This window comes from Lacticaseibacillus huelsenbergensis, from assembly GCF_029726355.1.
GTDB classification, from domain to species: domain Bacteria; phylum Bacillota; class Bacilli; order Lactobacillales; family Lactobacillaceae; genus Lacticaseibacillus; species Lacticaseibacillus casei.
Genome location: NZ_CP120687.1, coordinates 1,206,208 through 1,228,389 on the forward strand (window position 1 = coordinate 1,206,208; position 22,182 = coordinate 1,228,389).

The following is a 22,182-nucleotide window of genomic DNA, read 5'->3' on the forward strand; positions in this document are numbered from 1 at the left end:
AGTGACGGACAAGAAAGAATCGGCCGAAGAGAAGAAAGAAGAGCTGGCAGCAGAATATGATGCCAGTCAAATTCAAGTGCTTTCAGGTCTGGAAGCGGTTCGGAAGCGGCCAGGGATGTATATTGGCTCCACAAGCAGCCAAGGCCTGCATCATTTGGTTTGGGAAATTATCGATAACGGGATTGATGAAGCGTTGGCCGGGTTTGCGACTCAAATCGAAGTCGAAGTCAATCCGGACAATAGCGTTACCGTGACAGATAATGGTCGCGGGATTCCGGTCGATATTCAGGCGAAGACCGGTCGGCCGGCACTGGAGACCGTTTATACGATTTTGCATGCCGGCGGTAAATTCGGCGGTGGCGGGTATAAGGTGTCTGGCGGGTTGCACGGTGTCGGCGCTTCCGTTGTCAACGCCTTGTCGACGAATCTGGACGTGACGGTTAGCCGCGGCGGCAAGCGGTATTACATTGATTTTGTTCGCGGTAAGGTTAATACCCCGATGAAGGTGATCGGCACTGCGCCGGAACATGAACACGGGACCAAAGTTCATTTCCTGCCAGATCCGGATATTTTCACCGAGACAACCACATTTGACGATAAAGTGCTGACCACCCGGATTCGCGAGTTAGCGTTCCTGAACAAGGGCCTCAAGCTGACGTTTACCGATAAGCGCGCAGCCACCCACGAGAAGCTGGTCTTTCACTATGAAGGCGGGCTGAAATCCTACGTCGACTTTTTGACGGAGAAAAAGGAAAACCTGCTGCAAGAGCCGATTTATGTGGAAGGTCAGGATAAGGGCATCACGGTGGAAGTTGCGTTGCAATACACCAACGACTATCACAGCACCTTGCTGACATTCGCCAATAATATTCACACGTATGAAGGCGGGACGCATGAAACCGGGTTTAAAACAGCGCTGACCCGCGTCATCAACGATTATGCCCGGCGTTCTGGCGCACTGAAGGACAGCGATGATCCACTTAGCGGCGACGATGTTCGCGAAGGATTAACGGCAGTTGTCTCGGTCAAACACCCTGATCCGCAGTTTGAAGGCCAGACCAAGACTAAGTTGGGCAACTCGGATGCGCGGACGGTCGTGGACCGGACATTTTCCGATCATTTTAACAAGTTTCTGATGGAACACCCGGCTGATGGCAAGTTGATTATTGATAAAGCCATGCTTGCCAGCAAAGCCCGTCTCGCTGCCAAGCGCGCCCGTGAAGTCACCCGCAAGAAGAGTGGCTTGGAAATCTCCAACTTACCTGGCAAACTGGCGGACAATACCAGTAAGGATCCGGAAATCTCGGAATTGTTCATTGTCGAAGGGGATTCTGCCGGTGGTTCGGCTAAATCCGGTCGTAGCCGTTTGACGCAGGCAATCTTGCCGATTCGCGGGAAGATTCTGAATGTTGAAAAGGCGTCGATGGAACGGATTTTAGCCAATGAAGAAATCCGTACGTTGTTTACCGCGATGGGCACCGGATTCGGTCAGGATTTTGACATCAGCAAAGCGCGGTATCACAAGCTGATTATCATGACCGATGCCGATGTCGATGGGGCGCATATCCGCACCTTGTTGCTGACGTTGATTTATCGCTACATGCGGCCAGTGCTTGATGCCGGCTACGTTTATATCGCGCAGCCGCCGTTGTATCGCTTGCGGCAGGGCAAGATGATGCGCTACATCGATTCCGATGAAGAGCTGCAAGACATTCTGGGGCAACTGCCGCCAAGTCCGAAGCCGGATATTCAGCGGTACAAAGGACTGGGCGAAATGGATGCCAGTCAGCTCTGGGAGACGACCATGGATCCGGATACGCGGCGCCTGTTACGGGTATCGCCAAAAGACGCGGAAGAAGCCGATGGCATTTTTGAAATGCTGATGGGCGACCATGTTGAACCGCGGCGGAAATTCATTGAAGAAAACGCGGTCTTCGTTGACCCGAACAATATTGATGTGTAATTGACCGATTGACGGATAGCAAACCGGTCGGATATGAGAACTTTTGAGAGGAGACTTTTCGCTTAATGGATGATCGCCAAGAAAGCCGGATTACGAATGTGAATCTCGGCGAAACAATGCGTAAATCATTCCTTGAATACGCGATGAGTGTCATTGTGGCGCGGGCCTTGCCTGACGTCCGCGATGGCCTCAAGCCGGTTCAACGACGGATTCTGTATGGCATGAATGAACTCGGAGTGACGCCGGATAAGCCGTATAAGAAGAGTGCGCGGATTGTCGGGGATGTCATGGGGAAATACCATCCGCATGGTGACAGTTCGATTTATGAAGGACTCGTGCGGATGGCGCAGGATTTCAGCTACCGATATATGCTGGTTGATGGCCACGGAAATTTTGGGTCGGTCGACGGTGACGGTGCCGCTGCGATGCGGTATACCGAAGCCCGAATGAGTAAAATCGCCGTTGAAATGTTGCGCGATATCAATAAAGACACGATTGATTTTCAGGACAACTATGATGGTACCGAAAAAGAGCCGGTTGTTTTGCCGGCACGGTTCCCGAACTTACTGGTGAACGGCGCTACCGGGATTGCGGTGGGGATGACCACCAATATTCCCCCGCATAATCTGTCTGAAACCATTTCCGCTTTGCACGTGCTGATGGACAATCCGGACGCGACTACGGCGGACTTAATGCAGGCGCTGCCGGGACCTGATTTTCCGACAGGCGGCGTAGTCATGGGCAAGTCGGGCATTCGCCATGCGTATGAAACCGGCCGTGGAACCATCGTGCTGCGCGGGAAAGTTGATGTTCAGACCGAAAAATCCGGCCGCGAACGAATCGTCATCACCGAGATTCCGTATATGGTCAATAAGGCTAAAATGGTGGAACGGATTGCCGATCTGGTTCACGAAAAGAAGATCGATGGTATTGTCACGTTGCGGGATGAATCTGACCGTGACGGGATGCGGATCGTCATTGATGTCCGGCGGGATGCCAGTGCTTCGGTGATCCTGAACAATCTGTACAAGCTAACACCGTTGCAGACCGGTTTTTCATTTAACATGGTCGCAATTGTCAACGGTGCGCCGAAGCTGTTGAGCTTAAAACAGATTCTGCAATATTACCTGGATCATCAGGAAAATGTCATTCGGCGGCGGACACAATATGAACTGAAGAAAGCCAAGGCGCGCGAGCATATTCTCGAAGGCTTGCGGATTGCGCTTGATCATATTGACGAAATCATCACGATCATCCGCAGTTCCGAAACCGGAGACAAGGCCAAAGTCATCTTGATGGACAAGTTCAATTTGTCCGATAAACAAAGCCAAGCCATTTTGGACATGCGGCTGGTTCGCCTGACCGGTCTGGAACGCGATAAGGTTGAAAATGAATATAAAGATGTTGAAGCAGCAATTGCGGATTACACCGATATTCTTGCCAAACCTGAACGAGTTCACCAGATCATTTATGATGAATTGCTGGATATTCAAAAGAAATTCGGCGACAAGCGGCGGACAGAGCTGTTGGTCGGCGAAGTGCTGAGCCTTGAAGACGAAGATCTGATTGAACAGGAAGATGTCGTGATCACGTTGAGCCATAACGGGTACGTCAAACGCCTGGCAACCAGCGAGTTTAAGGCGCAAAATCGTGGCGGCCGCGGGATTCAAGGTATGAACGTTCATGATGACGACTTTGTTGAACGTCTGATCTCCACCTCAACTCATGACGTGCTGCTATTCTTCACCAACAAAGGGAAGGTCTATCGTAGTAAAGGCTACGAAATTCCGGAATACAGCCGGACGGCAAAAGGCATTCCGATCATCAACCTGCTTGGTGTCGGCGCTGGCGAAAAGATTCAAACCGTCATCAACGTCCACGAAGGTCAAAAAGATGACCGGTACCTGTTCTTCGTCACGCAAAAGGGTGTCGTTAAACGCACGCCAGTCAAAGAATTTGCCAATATTCGCAGCAATGGCCTGATCGCGTTGAATCTGAAGGATCACGACGAACTCAATAATGTCATTTTGACATCAGGTCAGGATAATATCCTGATCGGCACGCATCTGGGTTACAGCGTGGCCTTCAAGGAACAGGATGTGCGCTCGATGGGTCGATCAGCAACAGGGGTCCGCGGCATTCGCTTGCGTGACCATGATTACGTTGTCGGCTCCGACATTCTCAAACCGGATTCCGAAGTCTTCGTGATTTCCGAAAAGGGTTATGGGAAGCGCACTGCCGCGAAGGAATACCCGATCAAGGGCCGTGGCGGTAAAGGTATCAAGACCGCCAACATTACTGAAAAGAACGGCCCACTTGCCGGTGTGACAACGGTTAACGGGACTGAGGATATTCTGGTCATGACCGATTCCGGTGTCATGATTCGCTTCAATATCCAAAGCGTCTCGCAGACAGGCCGCGCAACCCTGGGTGTCCGGTTAATTCGGGTAGACGATGATGCCAAGGTCGCAACGATGGCTAAGGTTGAACCAGAAACCGATGATCCGGAAGATGGCAACAAGCCAGACCAGCCAACCGATCCGCAAGCCGGACCGACTGATCCTGATTCAAAGCAGCAGCCAGCTGACGGACAATACGCAGGTAATGCCGATGAGCAGGTCAACAAACTGCTGGATCGCGCTGAGACTGATCAGCCTGCATCTGATGCTAATGACGAAGACGAGGACGAGGACTAAAAGTGCCTGAGTCATTATGAGGAATACCGTTCAATCCTGCCCAGATGATGGGTGGATTGAGCGGTATTTTTTTGCGTTGCCATTTTTCCACAAAATGAGGACACGTACCATCAAGCGCGAAACTTTTTGCGTAATGTATAGCCGACAGCGAAAATAGCGCGATGAGATGGAGGATGGCATATGCTAAATTGTGTGAGTTTGACGGGTCGGCTGACGAAGGAACCAGAGGTGTTTAAAACAGCAGCTGATTTGGAGCTGGTTCGCTTTACGCTGGCTGTGGATCGGGTTTTTAAGAACAAAACCGGACAACGCGAAACGGATTTTATCGAGTGCGTGATTTTTGGCAAACGGGCGTTGACGTTTGCCAGCTCAACAACGAAGGGGTCGCTCATCGGCGTTGCCGGGCGCATCAGTAACAACCATTTTGAAAATAAACAAGGTGAACAGCGGTGGCGGACGTCGGTGGTGGTTGATAATTTTGCGTGGTTGGAGTCGCGGGCGATGACCGAAAGTCGGCGGACCGGCACCTTGCAGGCAACCGGCACTGATGGGATGCCAGCAGGTGATCCGTCAGCCTCACCGGAGCTGGCTACGGATGATTTACCATTTTAGCAGTAGTATTCGGAGCGAATCTATGCTACAATTTTACCTTGTGAGTATCCGGCTATTTTTGTAGCCTTATTACTCCTTGCTCCGGCAAACGACCGGGGCCTAAAGTCCATAAGGAGGTGAATCGTCATGGCTGAAACCAAGTATGAAGTAACTTACATCATTCGTCCTGATTTAGACGATGCTGCAAAGACTGATTTGGTTGAACGTTTTGACAATATTTTGAAGGAAAATGGTGCCAGCATCATTGATTCCAAGGATTGGCAAAAGCGTAAGCTCGCATATGAGATCAACAAGTATAACGAAGGTCTCTATCATATCGTGAACTTGTCCGCAGAAGATGACAAAGCGATCAATGAATTTGACCGTCTTGCCAAGATCAATAATGATATTCTGCGTCACATGATCGTGAAGCGAGAAGACTAATTGTAACTTTTTGAAAGGGGCGCTACGGCATGCTTAACAGTGTTGCATTGACAGGTCGTTTAACCAGAGATGTTGACTTGCGCTATACGCAAAGCGGTACAGCTGTCGGTTCATTCACTTTGGCCGTTGATCGCCAGTTCCGCAGTGCAAACGGTGAACGGGAAACCGACTTTATCAATTGTGTGATCTGGCGTAAGTCAGCGGAGAATTTCGCAAACTTCACCAAGAAAGGCTCACTGGTCGGGATTGAAGGACACATTCAGACGCGTTCTTACGATAATGCGCAAGGGCAGAAAGTCTATGTGACCGAAGTCGTCGTTGAGAACTTTGCATTGCTGGAATCACGGGCAACGACACAACAACGGCCGTCCGAATCTGCGAATCCCGCTGGCCAAGGCAACCAGAATTATGGCGGTGGGCAGCAGTTTGGTAATAACCAGCAGCCGCAAAACCCACCTAGCTTTGGTTCCCAAAGCGCCCCGAACAATGCACCATCATCGAATCCGGGCCAAAACCCGGCAGCAGGTCAAAGCCAAGGCAACAATGGCAATGCTGCTAATCCCGATCCTTTTGCCAATAATGGTAAACCGATCGATATTTCCGATGATGATCTGCCATTCTAATGTGTGACTAAGGTCATGCTTAGCGAAGACATTGGTTCGTAAGGAAGCAATGTCGACTTGGAATCTTTGATAGAGAAGGAGGAATTCTCATGGCACAACAACGCCGTGGTGGCCGTCGTCGTCGTAAAGTCGACTTCATCGCCGCTAACCACATCGAATACATCGATTATAAAGACACGAACTTGTTGGATCGGTTTATCTCAGAACGAGGCAAGATTTTGCCACGTCGGGTAACCGGCACCAGCGCTAAGAACCAACGTAAGCTGACGATCGCAATCAAGCGAGCGCGGATTATGGGTCTTCTGCCGTTTGTTTCGGAAGACTAATATCGGTATTTAAAAAGGATGTTTCTGCCAATCGCGGCAGAAACATCCTTTTTTTGTGCTCGTCAGTCAGCACCGTTAATTACTTTAATTGCGCCAACATTGCCTTATTGAATTCCGGCAAGTCATCAGGTGTCCGGCTTGTCACTAAGTTATGGTCAACGACGACCGGTTCATTTTTAACGATGGCCCCTGCATAGTAAAGATCCGGGCGAACGGTTGTGTAGGCGGTCATGGTGCGGCCCTTGGTCAAGCCTGTCTGGATGAAGAATTGCGGTCCGTGGCAGATCGCAAAGACTGGCTTGTCGGCCAACAGGAAGGCTTTGACGAAATTAACAAAGCGATCATCAGCTCGAAGTTCATCTGGCGAAAAACCGCCTGGAAGCAGTAAGCCGTCAAAATCATCCGGTTTGACATCGGTAATCGTGGTGTCGATCGTTGCCGTTGCGCCATGTTTACCGGTAATTTGCTTCCCAGCTTGCGTTTCAATCAAAGTGACGTCATGGCCCTGATCCTTTAACGCTTTGACGGGTGAGGTTAATTCCGCATCCTCGAAGTTATCGGTAACCAGAACAGCAATTTTTGCCATTTTAAAAGCCCCTTTCAGCATGTATTACTATTCTAGTTTAACGGTTTAAAAGTGTTGATGCAAAGGATTAAAATCCTAATTTTGTGTGAACTATCCAGGATTATGGATGAACAACTCTATAAGTTTCAAGAAAATGAGCGGCCGTATCAGAGTCATATTAACAGCAGTCCCTCGTTATTTTGGCAAACAAACAGAGGCGTGCTAACCCGCTGACTAGTAACTTATGTTAACGTTAGCTAATGCGAACAAAATCACAAGCTTATCGTTATATCAAATTTTGATTTTGTTTTACAATGACGATGATCAGAAGAGCAAAATGAACTTATATCAGGGGTTTGATTATCAGAGGTGATCAAAATGGGGCTCACATTAGCCGCGATCCCGTTGGCTGTCACGAACTTATCGCGAATGCAGTTTGCGGTGACCGCCATTACGCACTTTCTATTTGTGACAACCACCATCGGGATGTTGCTGACGACCATGATTTTTGAATTTTTATATGCCTATGGTCGTGGCGACACTGAAAAATACGGCCGTTTAACGCTATTCTTTAGCCGTATCTTTTTCTTTAGTTTTGGGACCGGCGTTGTCACCGGGTTGATTATGGAATTTCAATTCGGCATGAACTGGTCGGCCTTTACCCGCTTGATGGGCGATGTTTCTGGTGTACCGTTAGCCATTGAAAGTATGATTTCGTTCTTCATTGAATCAACTATCATCGGTTTGTGGCGGTTTACTTGGGGTAAATTGCCAAAACGCGCCCACGCTTGGCTAGGCGTTGGGATGTTGGGAGCATCACTGTTTTCCGTCGTTTGGATTATTGCGATTAATGCCTTTATGCAAAATCCTTATGGCTTCCACTTGGAAAATGGCCGTGCCCGTTTGGACAGTTTGATTACGTTGTTACAGAATCCACAGTACCGGCCGGAATTTTTACACGTTTTATTTGCAATTCTGATCACCGGCGGGTTTGTGACAGCCGGCATCTCGGCCTGGCAGATTCTGCATAAGCGTGATACTGCGGCGTTCAAAATTGCCGTTCAAATCGGTTTACTGATTGCGTTGCCAGCGGCCTTCCTACAGCCTGCACAAGGTGACGATCAGGGTGCCGCAACCGCCGCACTGCAGCCGATGAAGTTCACGGCAATTGAAGGACGCTATGATTTGGAAGGGAGTGCCACAACCGGTGCGCCTTGGGCAATGGCTGCGCTGATCAATGAAAAGGATCACACGACCAAAGCCATTTCGATTCCGAACATGGGCACGTATTTTGGTAAAAACACGTTTACCGGTGCGATGCCTGGCATGAATCAAGTGGCCAAAATGTATCATGCAAAGTTTGATAAGACCGTTGCCAAATCCTATGACGGCCAGATGAATTACTATCCGCCAGTAACGCTGCTGTTCTGGACGATGCATCTGATGGTTTATGCAGGCTACTTCTTCACTATGTTTGCGCTGTTTGCAACCATTATGCTGCACCGGCGTGAGTCGACAATTGAGGAGCATCCAAAGACGCTGCGGACGTTGGGCTGGACGTTATGGCTTCCGTACCTGACGTTTACTTCAGGCTGGATTGTTGCTGAAGTCGGTCGCTATCCGTTTGTTGTCTACGGCTTGCTGACACAGTATGATGCGGTTTCGCCAAGTTTAACGGCGACGGAGGCGGGAACGAGTCTCGCCTTGTTCTTCATTGCTGACGTCTTCTTGGTAAGCACCATGATTTATATCTCGCATCGTACCGTCACCCGTGGCTTGCCACAGATTACCGGCGATTATCCGGAAGACCGGACCATTCCAGATCCGTTTGCAAAGGAGGCGTTCAGCCATGCCTAGTCTTTCCAATTTGCAAGTCATTTTCCTCGGCATCATTTCTACCGAGCTGATGTTGTTCTTCGTCCTTGATGGCGCCGATTTTGGTGCTGGAATGGCAACGTTCTTTGTGGGCGATGATTTGTCACGGCGGCAACAGATTATGAAAGTAACCGGACCGGTGTGGGGCGGCAATGAAACCTGGGCCGTTACTGCATTTGCCGTCATGTTTGCCGCATATCCTGGCTGGTATTCGGCGTTGACCTCCGGCTATTATCCATTGATTTTCCTGATGCTGTTCTTCTTGATTTTTCGCGGCGTCGCGTTTGATTATCGCAATCAATGGCATAGCCGACACTATAATCAGTTCTGGGACTGGGCGTTGTTTATCGGCAGTCTGATGCCACCGTTCCTGCTCGGCATCGTCTTTAGCTCCACGGTCAGCGGCGTGCCGATTCGTAATGGGTTTGTCTATGCCAGCATGGGCGACATTCTGACACCGTTCAGCATCTTAGGCGGTATTTTAGCGGTCTTGCTGAGTCTGAATGTCGGCTTGACCCGAGTGATCAAAAAAGTCAGTGCCAATGTCGCTGAACAATTAACCGTGGCCCTGAAACGCACAACTTGGGCACTTTATGCGGCGGTTGTCCTATTTGCCGTCCTGTTGCCGTTCTATACCCGGTTCTTCACCAATCGGCCAGTCATCGTCTCGTTACTGCTGATCTTGTTGGTCGCGTTCCTTGGGGTTGAGACTTGGTCCATTGCTAACCACCATCCGCGTGTGACGTTCTGGCTCAGTGTCGGCACGATGGCCAGCTTCATTTACACCATTTTCCTCGGCGTCTTTCCAACGCTGATTGTCGGTCGGGCGCGAGGCACCTCAGTCACCGCCTTAACCGCAACCAGCGGCCCGGTTTCACTACTTTGGACTGCATGGCTGTTTGGCTTCACGATCATCTTGATGGTCGGCTTACAGGCAACCGCCTATCACCTGATCAATAAGTATTACAACGCACCGGCATCGCCAATGATTTAGGCTATAACGCGTTCACCGGTGCAGGAGCCTGCATATAAGGACGCCCAAGGTCACTTATACTCCGGCTCCTAAACGCGCCGGTTCACGCTCGGCATAACGCGTTTGCTGGCGCAGGAGCCTGTGTATAAGAACCTTGGTCGCAATGGTCAAAGCCCGACCATCTCATCTCGCCCAAGGCCACTTATACTCCGGCTCCTGAACGCGCCAGCTCACGCTCAGCAAAAGGGAGTGTGTACTATGAAAAAAATCTGGATCAATATTTTCTGGGGCCTGCTAGTCGTTGGCTTCTGGCTCTACCAAGTCTTCTGGCCGGTATTCTGGAACCCGATCAGTAAGTTTTACGGCAATGTCGCTTTGTACACCATTGCGCTCATCGCTTTGGGATTCGCGATTCGGGCAACCTTAAAGGGATATGGCCGGCAGAAGGCTTGAGAAAAGTTTCGTACGAAGGACACTTGAAACTTCCACAGTGATTGTGTGGGGCTTCGGGTGTCTTTTTTACGTATAAGTTGCGCGACGCATAGTGAGTTATCATCAGTCGACGTGAGCTGCTTGTTCATATGTACTAGTTAAGTTTTTGAGGTTGAATGATTTCGGCCAAAAGTAAAATCTAAGATGTTGCCTTAATACAAGTGCTGATGTCGTAAAAAGGTTCATTTGAGTCAAAAATATTGAGTAAAACGACGTTAATTGGCCAAAAGTCGACGTTTATTTTTTTTATGACAAAAAATTTGAATCTGTAGTTATACTAAAAAAGTAAAGTCGACTTTGCAAAAACAAGTACAGTTTTTCCATGAAAGTTTTTGATGATCTTTATAGTATTGTCAATTATTTTCGTGAGAGCCACATGTCATTCAGTTAAAAAGGAGCATATACATGAATAACTTAGATATTTTGAGTACAAATGAGTTGCAGTCAATTGTTGGTGGGGATGCAGGGAAATGCCTTGCCGGAACCGTTGGCGGCGGTGTTGGGGGTATCCTAACAGGAGCAGGGTTAGGTGCAAAAACTAAAAATGTGTATGTTATTGGAGGATTAGGCATTTTAGGGGGTATTGGGGGCGCTATCGCCGGTGCTTCGCAAACTTGTTTTTAAGCTTCTTTTTTGGATCTGTACCGGATTAGCCAATGTCCTTGTTAGATTGTTGGTCGGTGATACATTCGGGCGGGCCATGTTGAATGTGTTAACAATAATTCCGCTTTTTTGGATAATTGTTACGCTCGCAGAAATGATGGTGAAGTATTTTTCTGTGAAGAGTTTTGCAACGGAGGATGAACATGAACGAAATAAGAAAGTTAAGTGAACTTGAAATGCAAAAAATTGTTGGAGGTCGTGATGTCGGTAAGTGCTTTTTGGGGCTTGTTGGCGGTGGAACTATTGGTGGTTTGAACGGAGCATCGGCTTTAAGTGGATTTGGTCCAGCAGGCATCACTCTCGGTGGTCTTTACGGGACACTCGGTGGTATTCTAAGTGGATATTCCGTAGGCTGCTAATTCCCAATGGCTAATACGTATCCTGTTTTGATAAGCCTCAATTGTCTTAGACGTTAAAATAAATTGATGTCTAAAACTGGTCAAAAGATACTCTAGTATTCTTGCAAAAGCAGCCTTCTCATGCACCGAACTGAGGAGACTGTTTTTTGACGTATAAGGAATTATAAATTTTTGCCGGATTTAAAATCGAAGTGCAACATCGGTTGAAGTAGACCAATCCATTGGGAATAGTTTAACAAAACAGGCCATAAAGACCTATCCTTGAAGCGTCAAAACAACAAGAAATGTGATATCTTCACGACTCAATACAAGTTTAACAGCACTCGACATTACACTCAATTCACCGCTGAAGATCGTCGGCGTCATTGAGGGGCTTTATCGTACGAAAGCCTTTTCTACTAGAAGGATTGTCGATCGTCATCACCGATCGCCGAGTACCATCAGTCGGGAACTTGATCGTGGTAAGATCCGTCAACTAAGGTTGAACTACCTGTCTTACGAGGTATACTTCGCTGATACTTTGCAGATTCTACATAAGCAGCGTTGCTAACACGACTACTAGAAGGGGCGCTGGCACTTCTTCGTCACTGGCTCACGACCAAAGTCAAAAAGACCAAGCTTCGCCTGCAAAGAATCGATGGTTACTGTCATCTAATTAAGCGTCTCTACCTCTCCCGTGCCTGTCCTTCAACGCCGACCGTTTATCGTTACCTCGACCGCGGGCTCTTGCTCTTGGACAAGACGGCTAACCCGAGAAGCTCCACCACCATATCAAACACATAAGTTGTCACCATGAACGCGGGAACAAACGCCTTGCAGGAACTTCCATCGAACAGCGGCCGCAAGCGGTGAATGAACGTAAAACCTTTGGGATTGGGAAGGCGATCTGATGAAAGGTAAACGGCGTCCTCAACGAACCGGCGCTACTCACCCTAGCAGAGCGTAAGAGCCGCTGTGAGTTGATCTACAAACTTCCTGATTCCACGCCCAAACCTGCCTCAATGTCTTACAACAGATCATTGACACGAAGAGAGCCAGCTGGTTCCATTCGATTAACTTTTTGTCCGCTGATCATACTGTAGCCCAATGGGGAGATTCGAAGAAGCTCAACCGCACTACTTAGTCTAGGTCAATTAATTTGCAATCAACACACATTAACTTAGTTATTGAGTCGCTTATGGCTAAACAGCGCTCCGGATAGTTCATGTGAAGCTTAGTGTGTTCTGTAATCCCAAACTCATCATTTGCTAATTTTTAAACATCAATTTTTAACATAATAAACTAATTGTTTTTGTCGGTATGTAAGAAGCAATGTTTTAATAATAAATAAAATGCTAATTATTATACACTCCAATTATTAAACTGAAGTACAGCAAAAAAACATTGACATGATCACGTGCCATTTGTTAATTTGTCTTTAGAAAAACGTTTTCCACTTAAAAAGCTTTTTGTTCTCACTATCGCAACTGATATGAGGAGGAAAAGTATGTTCAAAGAAACAATCGTACCTTTGTCAGATGCTGAAATTTCTAAGATCACCGGGGGTGGAGGCGGTAAATACTATGGTAATGGTGTTTATTGCACCAAGAAAAAGTGCTACGTAAACTGGGGAGAAGCTATCAACAGCATCGGAAACAATATGGCAGCAAACTGGTTTACTGGCGGTCAAGCGGGTTGGAATTCTGGCATCAAGTAATATTGGTACAAAGAGGCCAGCGCTAATACGCTCATTCTGAAAAGCTCAAAGTTCTGTGATTGCATAGATCTAAAAGCGCAACGTTCATGGGGTGAAATTATGGGTATTTTAAAATGGTACTCTGGCGGTAATGATCGGGCCAAACAGGCAACGGATATCATTGATCAACTGCTTCTTGACTTGAAGAACAATCCACAAAGCGCGTCTCTTCAGCAAGTACTGAGGAATTATCGTGAAGCCCTAATTCAAAAACAAGCCGCTGTCCCACTTATTTTAAGTCGGATGAATCTGGAAATTTCTAATGTCTTAATAAGAGACAGGATTACATTGACCAAGCTGCAGTCTGACAAAATTGGACAACTTTCTTCACTGTCAAATATCAGATATGGCTATTGAATATGACATTAGAAACTACAATGGTGACTTTTTGTCCTGTTCAAAACCGCAATGTATTCCTAGCCATCTGATGAACGGTATTAGCAGATACTTGTGACGGATACTAATCAGGAACGGCACCGCTTTCACTCTATTAAGCGCATTCATTTATGCACTAACAGAGAAGACTCATGGAGGAAACAACTACATGAACACAACGAACGCTATTCACGCCATGAAGCTAGATGCAAGCACCCTCGAAAAGATCAAAGGCGGCACTAACGAAGACTTTCTGAATGCTGCACAAGCATCTGAAAAGTCAAATTTGGTTCGCGTGCCACCAATTGAACGTCCGAAGCATGGCAAAAGATATCCGATTCCTATTGTTAAACCGATTCTGCAGGATATCTAACTCTACTGATATCTACCATTACTAGAAAACGGAGGTTTCATATGTATAAAGCTAAGCTGAATAATCTTGGAAACGCCGAGGTCCTTGCTAACAATGAACTTCAGGTAACTATCGGGGGTGGTAGCCGAGTTCCCGTTACCGGAGGCGGGGGTGCCGGCTTTACGTTTAAAATCTCGGATCTCCCTGGCCCGAAAGGACCAACCTATCACTCAGGTCCTAGAAAATCTCGTCGTGCTGGACGTCATTACGCAATAAACTAAGACCTGCTTGTCGATAAGTTGTAGTTTAAGAGAAAATAAAGTCTACGTGTTTCAAAAAGGCGGATCTGACCAAATCCGCCTTTTTGCCAACTTGTGATCAAATTGTTTGTCACTAACATTGCAACAGTGCCTAAAAGAGAGAGAGGTTTAAACATATGCTTTTGAAGTTGAAGAAGGCTAATCTACTTGCAATATTTTTTGCAGCCAAAGGAATTCTCTTTATTTGCTGCATGCTTCTATTCTTCTATTGGCTATTTCTTATTTTGACGAATACATTCTTAATTCCATCTTCTAACTTTGTTGGAAATATTCCCTCAATTCTACGAGGAGAGCTGTGGTACATCGTAACAGGCTCTATTTATCACGCAGAATTGAACCATCTATTGATAAACATTCTTCCGATTATTATTTTGGGACCTTTCATAGAATGGAAGATCGGAAGCATGGCTCTTGTAACCAGCTTTTTTGTCTCTAGTTGGATTGCGACCCTCCTATTTTGTTTTGTGTTTGGGGGATACATTCAAACATCTTTCGGAATCGGCCTCTATATTTATACGTTTAACGGTGCGTCACTGTCGGTATATGCCCTATTTCCGTTGGTTGTATTAGCATTTTTCATAAAAAAGCCAGCTTTTTCTTTAATTTCAAAAATTATTTTATTTGGATTCTTTTGGTATTTCATTTTCGGACTTATTCCTAACGTAAGTGCTTCAGACGTTGAGATCTTGACACAAATTGCGCATTTATGTGGTGTCCTTGCCGGTCTCCTTTGCACATTCATAATTTTGATCTTAAGAAATTGGAAAAAGATACCGTTCCTTAGACCCAAAACGATCAGCTAACCAACTGACACTGCTGCTTTAAAAATTAAGGGAAGCTCTATGGTTAACATTAAATATGGATTTGCCAGCCGTTATAACCGCTACTACTCACCACAGATTGATGAACGTGACTGTGGTGTTGCCGCGCTCAATATGATACTGAGATATAACAAGTCAGACTATTCGCTCACCCGATTAAGACAATTAGCGAAAACCGACCAGGAAGGAACGACAGCATTAGGCATTGTTCGAGCCGCGGAAAGCTTAGACTTTGAGACCAGTCCAATAAAAACGGACATGAGTTTGTTTAATTAATGTATCCCGGTTTTTAGAAATGGGCATTATGACGACACTTTTTCCAGGGTGTTGTCTTTTTTTGCCAAAAATATCAGTTGACACCACTAACCAACAAATGATAAGGTAACAGTCGCTTCTTAATCGTAATGGTTACGTTTTAGAAAGCGAGGTAGGTAGCTTCAAAAATAGCCACACATACTGACCGCATGTCTATAGGTAGAAGCGATCATTCACAACTGAATAGCAAAGGGTCACTAACGCTGGCTCAGCCTGATGCCCAGGCTGACGAAAGTTTACAAGGGGGTCATTTATGTTTGCACTTGTCTGTTTCCTGATCATGCTGCCGATGATCTTTAGCGTACCGCTGTTATACGTGGGTATGTTACCTCGCTCCCGGCAGCAGCCCGCACTTTTAACCATGAGCGTTGCGTTGATGATGGCGATCGGCTGCTGGTTGGTGTTTGGGAATTACCTGGCGTTTGGCACCAATCTGTTACAGGTTAACCGTTTTGCGGATTTGCTGGGTGGCTTGGTGCAGATGGATTTTTACTTATATGCGATCGCCATGTTGATCGGGACCGTTGTTGGCTTTAAGCATAGTCGTTACTTGGTGATTTTTGTGCCGGTTTGGACGGCGTTGGTTTATTGCCCGCTGGCGCACTGGCTATGGTCGGATGGCGGTTGGTTGCAGCGACTGGGTGCACTGGATTTTTCCGGCGGTATTGTCGTGCATCTGACGGCGGGGCTGACCAGTCTTGTCTTGGCAAAATCGTTGACCCGCAGTCGTGAGGCGGTTGTGGCGAATGATTTTCGTACGGATTACGCCGCAACGATCATGATACTGGTGGGCTGGTTAGGCTTTAATTTAGCGCCGGTGGGTGGCCTGAATGCCCAGGCTTTGCAGGTGCTGATCAAAACGCTCATTACGGTTTTGGCGGCGATTGCCGGCTGGTGCTGGTTGACGTATTGGCGAACGCAATCGGTGAGCTTAGGTGACTTACTGAATGGCATTTTATGCGGATTAGTGACGAGTACGGCTTTGGTCGGCTATGTCGGCGCAGGCACCATGTCCGTAGTCGCCGTTGTTTCCGGCGGGTTATGTCAAACAGCGGTCGTGAAAATGCAACATGCTAAAAGATTCTACGATGCGGTTGATTCTTTTGCGATTAATGCTGTTGGCGGATTGACTGGCGTTATCGGGCTGATGGTGGCGCGATTGGTGACGCGCCAGGATGGTGTCCGTTTCGCTGGCGTGGAGCTGTTGGCGGTCTTGGTGACGGTTGGGTTGACCGTTGTCGGCACCTTTTTGGCTCAGGCTGCGGCGCATGTGAGTGAAACCGGACTGAATCGATTAACGGTGCGTGACAGTAAGCGTCTGGATTGATGTAAGGAGAAATAAATAGATGAATCAAATTACGATTATTGGTGGCGGGGCAGCCGGAATTGGCGTCGGCGTCATTTTGAAACAATTAGGTTGTCAGCAATTTCAGATTTTGGAGCAAGGTGAGATTGGCGAAAGTTTTCGCAACTGGCCAAAAGAAACCCGTTTTATCACGCCATCATTTACCAGCAATGGTTTCGGTATGCCGGACTTAAATGCCGTTACCATGGAAACGTCGCCGGCATATACGCTGGGGACGGAACATCTTAGTGGACCCTAGTTTGCCGATTATTTGAAGCTGGTGGCAGAGACTTATACGTTACCGATTGCTGAACATACACGTGTTGGCGCCATTACGGCCAATGCAGACAGCTATACCATTGAGACCGATCATGGTGTCGTTGAAAGTAAATATCTGATTATGGCGGTCGGGCAATTTGCTTTTCCGAAGTTAACCGATCACCCTGAAAATGTCATTCACTATCAGCAGGTGCATTCCTGGCAGGATTTGCCAGGGGAAACCCAAATTGTCATCGGTGGCAATGAAAGCGGCGTGGATGCTGCGATCAATCTGGCCACGCTTGGGCATAAAGTTTTGATGATCACGGAATCGACCGGCTTAAACGCTGCTTCACCTGATCCCAGCATCCGCCTGGCTCCATACACTCGGCGTCGGTTCTTGGATTTGCCGCCAGCAGTTGCGGATCGGATCACCTTACAACAAAATGCGACTTTAAAAACGGTGACCAGCGATTCCCCATCACAGTATCAGTTGTGGTTCACCGACGGCCGCACCATCACGACGCCATACAAACCGATCTTGTGCACGGGATTCAACCCGGGCCCGCTAAAATTATGGCCGGAACTTTTCGAAAGTGCTGATGGCGAAATCAAGTTAAGTGACGTTGATGAATCGACCCGCGCCAAAAACGTGTTTGTTGTCGGTCCGGACGTTCGCCACCAAGACGCGATCTTCTGCTACATTTACAAGTTTCGCCAACGGTTTGGTGTCATCGTGAATGAAATAGCCGCACGGGAAAAATGGGACATTGGCGATTTTGTAACGGTGAGTCGTGCCAACAGTTTCTATCTTGACGATTGCGACACATGCGATGTGGCGTGCGATTGCTAGGATTTAACGCACCTGCCGCGTCGTTGCATTGCCTGTTGCGCTGAAGACGCGGCAATGCAATGACCACAACAACCATAAAAAGAAGCCTCCGGACCTATGCACTTGCATAGATTCGAAGGCTTCTTTTGGTTCCCGCGGTATTTTTAGGTTGGTATCCGAAAATGGGATCCCAAGACGTGATTAAGGGTGGGTAAAATTACTGGTGGATATAAGTGTAGCTGCTTGCACCAGAGATGGTCTGGGTGTTCGGGCCGGTTGGTGAGCTGAAGCCCATGCCGCCTTGGGAAATGGTGACGCTGTCGCCGGAAACGGATTGAACGTAAGCAACGTGACCATATTGACCATCAGCAGTCCATTGCCCGCCAACGGATTGGCCAGCAGCGAAGACAATGATTGAGCCGGCTGCCGGTGTGTGGTTAACCGTGAAGCCTGCAGCTGCAGCGGAAGCGCCCCATTCAGCGCCGTTGCCCCAGCCATTGCCTGCCCATGAAGCAACAGACTTAACATACCAGGTGCACTGACCCCAAGGATAAGTGTTGGCTGAACTACTGTAATCAGCATGGCTGCCGCTACCTGAATTGGTGTTGTTGCTGATGACGGATGATGTGGCACCACTGTTGGAAGAAGTGCTGGTTGTGGAGAGGGTGCTTTGGCTTGAAGCAGCCTTAGTTGTTGAACTGCTGCTGTCGGCACTCTTGCTTGATGCAGAACCGGTCGATGCAGCGACCGTCTTCAAAGCAGCTTGGGTTGCCGCAGCGGTCTTTTCCTGTTCTTGGGCGAACTGGCTCTGCAATGCAACCAATTCGTCACGGTGATCATTGATTTGCTTGTTCAAGGCATCCTGCTTGTCGCTAGCTGTCTTTTGCAAGGTAACCAACTGAGACTTCTGGGTTTCAAGCGATGACTTGGTTGAAACCAACGTCTGACGCGCTGTTTCCTGTTGGTTCTTCAATGCTGCCAGTTTATCCTTGGCAACAGTCACAGCGTCCAGCGCTTCCTTGCTGGCTTGGCTGAGTTTGCCAACGGTCATGGTGCGGGCGATCAGGTCTGAAAGACTTTGTGAGTTCAACACGAAGTCAATGTAGACATTACCGCTAACCGAGCTGCCAGCCTTCTTTTGAAGGGAAATCAACTGATCCTTCAAATTGTTCTTCCGTGCCGTCACGTTCTTTTGGGCAGCCGTGATTTGGCCGCTCAATGATTTGATCTGGGCATCTGTTGCACTGATCTTGGCTGTGGCATCACTGATTTGCGAATTCTTATCATCAATCTGCTTGTTAAGATTGATGACTTCAGTGTTGGCTGCTTCGATTTGCTTTAATAATTCGTTGGTTTCGCTTTTGTTAGAAGCGATGCTGGCACTCGTGTCAGCGAAAACCGGTGTAACGGCGCTGGCAGTACCTGCTAAGGTAACTGCGGCAACCAATGTAATCATAGCTTTATTGAATTTCATTTTGACCTCACCCTTAATTAATTAACTAAAGGCTACTTTACTGTGTCAATGTTACGTCACCATTACAGAACTGTTAGGAGTTGTTCTCAATCTTCATCTGGCGGTCAAATTTACGTGATTTTAGGTTTTTATTCGGCAGTTTTGGTGAATTTTGGATGAAAAAAAGCAGCCGCGCGCTGCGACTGCATGACAAAATTGTAAGTTATTCGTTGGATTTAAGCGCTTCGACCATGTCAACCCGCTGAAGGCGCCGGTGGGTGAGCCAAGTGACAATGGCAGTAAAGCCGATCATCAGCAGCGTGGCCGTGAGGTAGCCGGTGAAACTGATAGTCAATGGGAAAACGACGTCGGCAGTTTCTGCCTGTTGCAAAATGTACGCCGTCAAAAGATTGCCTAACCCATAACCGAAGAGAATGCCGACAATCGTCTGCACGATGCTTTCACGACTGATATACATAGTGACTTCACGATCGAAGAATCCCAGCACCTTAATTGTGGACAATTCCCGAATGCGTTCGGAAACGTTGATATTGTTCAGGTTGTACAGGACCACGAAGGATAAAACGGCACTTAAGAGAATGAAGATCAGGACAATCGGATCCAGCATGCCGCTCATGTTGCTAAGCGTCTTTTTCGCTGTGGTGGTAAAGCTGATGCCGATAATGGCATGGTGATTCAGAAGACGCTTGGCTAATCGATCGTTTTGCTTCGTGGTCTGCGGGCGTAAGCGAACGAGCAAAGCGTTGGGATCTGTGTGCTGACCGGCAAGTTGCCGATAGCTGGTGTTTGAGAGATAGGCAAAATGACCGACATAGTTTTTGGCGATGCCTTTAATCTTAAAGCTATGTTTCTTGCCATCCGTTGTGGTGATTTTTAAGCGATCGCCAGTGCCGACTTTAAGTGATTTGGCCACTTTGCTGGTAATAACGATGCCGGAACGCGGCAACGTCAACTTTTGGTTGGTTTTGGTTGAGCGGAGGCTGACGTATGGTTCAAGGGAGCTGCCGCTTGATGGAGCAAAGAGGTTAACATCGCTGATTTGGTGGCCATTGACGCTGAGCTTGGCCACAGCGCTGCTGACAGTGCCGGCGCTGCGATAGGCATTGCTTTTCTTCAAGACGGTGCGCGCTGCTGTAGGAGTTTTACCATCCGCCAAGCGAGCGATGGCTTGGTAATGAACCACATCATTGTATTGCAAGGTGCCCGTGGCAGTGATGGAATCCTTGATGCCGAAGCCGGTAAGAATTAAGGCGGTTCCGCCGGCGATGCCAAGAATGGTCATGATGAGCCGTGATTTATACCGGAAAAGGTTGCGGTAGCTGACTTTTTGATTAAAAGAAAGTCGCGACCATAATGGCGTGATCCGTTCAAGTAAAATGCGTTTAGCGGATTTAGGTGCCCGCGGACGCATCAAGGCTGCCGGTTTTTCGGTTAATTCGTTGCGGACAACGATGATGGCGGCGCCCAACGTGGCAATTAAGGCGAGTACGATCGACAAGGCAATGAGTGGCCATTGCAGCGTCACGACTTGTTTGAGTGGGATGTAGTTTTTATACAAACTCAAGACGATCCGCGGAATGCTGAGATTGCCGGCAAAAACGCCGATGACTCCGCCGAATAAACCGGCAAGTGCCGCATAAGCAAGATAATTCCGGGCAATGGCCCATTTGCCGTAACCAAGTGCTTTAAACGTGCCGATTTGCGCGCGGGCTTCTTCGACCATGCGGCTGACGGTTGTAAAGGTGATGAGGGCGGCCACAAGGAAAAAGAACACCGGGAACACATTAGCGATTGCGGCAATTCGATCCGCTGATCCGCCGTAGTCACCGAATCCTGGCAGGTCGCTCCGCGTTTGCCAAGTGAGGCTGGTGGTCAGTTGTTTCTGCGCCCGCGTGCTGGCTTGTTTTTTCAGCGTCGCTTGTTGCTTCTGAACCGCCGCCTGCGCGGTCGTGGCAGCGGCACTGGCTGGCATACCTGCTGCGGTGGCCTGGGCAGTGGCCTTCTTGGTGGCGGCCTGCACAATTTTGGCTTCGATCATGGTTTGCAAATCTTTTTGTGCCTGGTCTTTGACGCGGCGTTTGACTTGTTTCATTTTGGCGGCAACCGCATCTTTGTAAGAAGAACTGAATGTGTCGCGCTTTTGCAGTCCCGGGAAGCGGATGTTCAATTGCGAGGCAACCGGCATGTTCATTTGTTGATCAGGAATATAGGCAAAATACCGTACCGTGCCATCCCCGATATTGGCGGATCCGCGGCTGGTGTCTTCAATGTAGGCCGGCGAGTCCGCGAAGCCGGTGATCGTGTAGGTTCGCCGGTTGAGACCGCTGTTGCGGGCGAATGTGTAATGTTGCCCGAGTTTGTAGCCGCTTTTTTTGGCGACTGAATCTAGCACGATTTCGTTATGGTGGGTCGGCAAGTGGCCGCTGGTCAGGTGGAGGCGGTTGATCGTGGCCGTTTTTTGGTAGCCGTACAAGGCGACGACATCGCTGGCCTTGCCACCAATTGCGTATTTGAACTTGACGGCTTCTGCCTGAGTGCCGCTAACCGATTGTGCTGCCTTGACCTGGGCTTTGGTGACGCCAGTGGTTGCCAGGAGCTGGCTGTCAGCGAGATGATCGGCTTTAACGGTCGTGTTCAAGGAGTCCTTGAGCGCTGGACCGGTCGCTTTGACCCCGACAAATAAAAGAACGCCAAGCATAATGATGATGACAATCGCGATGAATCGGCCCAATGAATCACGAATGTTTCGCCAAAGATTTTTCGTTAATGGTTTCAAACTGATCAC

Annotated in this window: 19 protein-coding genes and 2 pseudogenes; 18 read left to right on the forward strand and 3 right to left on the reverse strand. The window is 48.2% G+C overall.

The genetic code is table 11. The features are described from left to right. Position 1: 1 nt before the first annotated feature. The 6 genes from gyrB to rpsR all read left to right on the forward strand — a co-directional run bounded on the left by gyrB (position 2) and on the right by rpsR (position 6,643). Positions 2-1,963 (forward strand): DNA topoisomerase (ATP-hydrolyzing) subunit B, encoded by a 1,962-nt coding sequence (gyrB, locus tag LHUE1_RS05405; RefSeq protein WP_049171971.1) that lies wholly within the window; start codon positions 2-4, stop codon positions 1,961-1,963. A 65-nt stretch (positions 1,964-2,028) separates the two neighbouring features. Continuing rightward, the gene (gene gyrA / locus LHUE1_RS05410; protein WP_049171973.1) at positions 2,029-4,659 is read left to right on the forward strand and encodes a DNA gyrase subunit A; all 2,631 of its coding nucleotides are present in this window, start codon (positions 2,029-2,031) and stop codon (positions 4,657-4,659) included. Between the two features lie 180 nt (positions 4,660-4,839). Next, on the forward strand, positions 4,840-5,271 hold the full coding sequence (ssb, locus tag LHUE1_RS05415) for a single-stranded DNA-binding protein (RefSeq protein WP_049171976.1): 432 nt from the start codon (positions 4,840-4,842) through the stop codon (positions 5,269-5,271). Between the two features lie 126 nt (positions 5,272-5,397). Beyond that, complete coding sequence (gene rpsF / locus LHUE1_RS05420; protein WP_010490297.1) at positions 5,398-5,694, forward strand: 30S ribosomal protein S6; 297 nt, start codon at positions 5,398-5,400, stop codon at positions 5,692-5,694. A 29-nt stretch (positions 5,695-5,723) separates the two neighbouring features. Continuing rightward, a complete protein-coding gene (gene ssb, locus LHUE1_RS05425) occupies positions 5,724-6,317 on the forward strand; it encodes a single-stranded DNA-binding protein (RefSeq protein WP_049171979.1) in 594 nt (197 codons plus the stop codon). Positions 6,318-6,406: 89 nt separating this feature from the next. Then, entirely contained in the window at positions 6,407-6,643 is a 237-nt protein-coding gene (gene rpsR / locus LHUE1_RS05430) for a 30S ribosomal protein S18 (protein WP_003568467.1), read from the forward strand. Between the two features lie 79 nt (positions 6,644-6,722). Here rpsR and LHUE1_RS05435 read toward each other — a convergent pair whose 3' ends face one another. Next, positions 6,723-7,229, reverse strand: a complete 507-nt coding sequence (locus tag LHUE1_RS05435; protein WP_025013654.1) for a type 1 glutamine amidotransferase domain-containing protein — start codon at positions 7,227-7,229, stop codon at positions 6,723-6,725. Between the two features lie 357 nt (positions 7,230-7,586). Here LHUE1_RS05435 and LHUE1_RS05440 point away from each other — a divergent pair, with 357 nt between their 5' ends. From LHUE1_RS05440 to LHUE1_RS05495, 12 genes and pseudogenes are all read left to right on the forward strand, one after another. Then, positions 7,587-9,065: a cytochrome ubiquinol oxidase subunit I gene (locus tag LHUE1_RS05440; RefSeq protein ID WP_070651037.1), complete on the forward strand. Its 1,479-nt coding sequence runs from the start codon at positions 7,587-7,589 to the stop codon at positions 9,063-9,065. Continuing rightward, on the forward strand, positions 9,058-10,077 hold the full coding sequence (gene cydB / locus LHUE1_RS05445; protein ID WP_010490252.1) for a cytochrome d ubiquinol oxidase subunit II: 1,020 nt from the start codon (positions 9,058-9,060) through the stop codon (positions 10,075-10,077). The genes LHUE1_RS05440 and cydB overlap by 8 nt, the downstream gene beginning before the upstream one ends. Before the next feature lie 237 nt (positions 10,078-10,314). Then, positions 10,315-10,509: a hypothetical protein gene (locus tag LHUE1_RS05450; RefSeq protein WP_010490250.1), complete on the forward strand. Its 195-nt coding sequence runs from the start codon at positions 10,315-10,317 to the stop codon at positions 10,507-10,509. Between the two features lie 444 nt (positions 10,510-10,953). Beyond that, positions 10,954-11,172 (forward strand): Blp family class II bacteriocin, encoded by a 219-nt coding sequence (locus LHUE1_RS05455; RefSeq protein WP_049171984.1) that lies wholly within the window; start codon positions 10,954-10,956, stop codon positions 11,170-11,172. 182 nt (positions 11,173-11,354) lie between these two features. Further along, entirely contained in the window at positions 11,355-11,570 is a 216-nt protein-coding gene (locus LHUE1_RS05460; protein WP_049171988.1) for a Blp family class II bacteriocin, read from the forward strand. Between the two features lie 1,486 nt (positions 11,571-13,056). Beyond that, a complete protein-coding gene (locus LHUE1_RS05465) occupies positions 13,057-13,266 on the forward strand; it encodes a leucocin A/sakacin P family class II bacteriocin (RefSeq protein WP_053091158.1) in 210 nt (69 codons plus the stop codon). A gap of 99 nt (positions 13,267-13,365) precedes the next feature. Then, positions 13,366-13,662, forward strand: a complete 297-nt coding sequence (locus LHUE1_RS05470; protein ID WP_049171990.1) for a bacteriocin immunity protein — start codon at positions 13,366-13,368, stop codon at positions 13,660-13,662. A gap of 187 nt (positions 13,663-13,849) precedes the next feature. Further along, positions 13,850-14,053, forward strand: a complete 204-nt coding sequence (locus tag LHUE1_RS05475) for a hypothetical protein (protein WP_049171992.1) — start codon at positions 13,850-13,852, stop codon at positions 14,051-14,053. Positions 14,054-14,468: 415 nt separating this feature from the next. Then, a complete protein-coding gene (locus tag LHUE1_RS05480) occupies positions 14,469-15,155 on the forward strand; it encodes a rhomboid family intramembrane serine protease (RefSeq protein ID WP_277848295.1) in 687 nt (228 codons plus the stop codon). 39 nt (positions 15,156-15,194) lie between these two features. Beyond that, positions 15,195-15,446: pseudogene (locus LHUE1_RS05485) on the forward strand (cysteine peptidase family C39 domain-containing protein); the annotation flags it as partial. A 295-nt stretch (positions 15,447-15,741) separates the two neighbouring features. Beyond that, positions 15,742-16,815, forward strand: coding sequence for an ammonium transporter family protein (locus LHUE1_RS05490; RefSeq protein ID WP_049172000.1), 1,074 nt, complete (start codon positions 15,742-15,744; stop codon positions 16,813-16,815). A 19-nt stretch (positions 16,816-16,834) separates the two neighbouring features. Then, a pseudogene (locus LHUE1_RS05495) lies at positions 16,835-17,944 on the forward strand (NAD(P)/FAD-dependent oxidoreductase). Positions 17,945-18,140: 196 nt separating this feature from the next. Here the strand turns inward: LHUE1_RS05495 and LHUE1_RS05500 are convergent. Then, positions 18,141-19,397 carry a cell wall hydrolase P40 gene (locus LHUE1_RS05500; protein ID WP_277848296.1) on the reverse strand — a complete coding sequence of 419 codons (1,257 nt, stop codon included), beginning with the start codon at positions 19,395-19,397 and terminating at the stop codon, positions 18,141-18,143. A 202-nt stretch (positions 19,398-19,599) separates the two neighbouring features. Beyond that, positions 19,600-22,173 (reverse strand): ABC transporter permease, encoded by a 2,574-nt coding sequence (locus LHUE1_RS05505; RefSeq protein ID WP_049172016.1) that lies wholly within the window; start codon positions 22,171-22,173, stop codon positions 19,600-19,602. Positions 22,174-22,182: the final 9 nt, after the last annotated feature.

Coding starts and splice junctions, on each gene's coding strand:
- LHUE1_RS05490 (WP_049172000.1), top strand. CDS start 15,742: ATGTTTGCACTTGTCTGTTTCCTGATCATGCTGCCGATGATCTTTAGC.
- gyrA (WP_049171973.1), top strand. CDS start 2,029: ATGGATGATCGCCAAGAAAGCCGGATTACGAATGTGAATCTCGGCGAA.
- cydB (WP_010490252.1), top strand. CDS start 9,058: ATGCCTAGTCTTTCCAATTTGCAAGTCATTTTCCTCGGCATCATTTCT.
- rpsF (WP_010490297.1), top strand. CDS start 5,398: ATGGCTGAAACCAAGTATGAAGTAACTTACATCATTCGTCCTGATTTA.
- LHUE1_RS05500 (WP_277848296.1), bottom strand. CDS start 19,397: ATGAAATTCAATAAAGCTATGATTACATTGGTTGCCGCAGTTACCTTA.
- LHUE1_RS05435 (WP_025013654.1), bottom strand. CDS start 7,229: ATGGCAAAAATTGCTGTTCTGGTTACCGATAACTTCGAGGATGCGGAA.
- LHUE1_RS05475 (WP_049171992.1), top strand. CDS start 13,850: ATGAACACAACGAACGCTATTCACGCCATGAAGCTAGATGCAAGCACC.
- LHUE1_RS05465 (WP_053091158.1), top strand. CDS start 13,057: ATGTTCAAAGAAACAATCGTACCTTTGTCAGATGCTGAAATTTCTAAG.
- LHUE1_RS05470 (WP_049171990.1), top strand. CDS start 13,366: ATGGGTATTTTAAAATGGTACTCTGGCGGTAATGATCGGGCCAAACAG.
- LHUE1_RS05455 (WP_049171984.1), top strand. CDS start 10,954: ATGAATAACTTAGATATTTTGAGTACAAATGAGTTGCAGTCAATTGTT.
- rpsR (WP_003568467.1), top strand. CDS start 6,407: ATGGCACAACAACGCCGTGGTGGCCGTCGTCGTCGTAAAGTCGACTTC.
- ssb (WP_049171979.1), top strand. CDS start 5,724: ATGCTTAACAGTGTTGCATTGACAGGTCGTTTAACCAGAGATGTTGAC.
- LHUE1_RS05480 (WP_277848295.1), top strand. CDS start 14,469: ATGCTTTTGAAGTTGAAGAAGGCTAATCTACTTGCAATATTTTTTGCA.
- ssb (WP_049171976.1), top strand. CDS start 4,840: ATGCTAAATTGTGTGAGTTTGACGGGTCGGCTGACGAAGGAACCAGAG.
- LHUE1_RS05450 (WP_010490250.1), top strand. CDS start 10,315: ATGAAAAAAATCTGGATCAATATTTTCTGGGGCCTGCTAGTCGTTGGC.
- LHUE1_RS05440 (WP_070651037.1), top strand. CDS start 7,587: ATGGGGCTCACATTAGCCGCGATCCCGTTGGCTGTCACGAACTTATCG.
- LHUE1_RS05460 (WP_049171988.1), top strand. CDS start 11,355: ATGAACGAAATAAGAAAGTTAAGTGAACTTGAAATGCAAAAAATTGTT.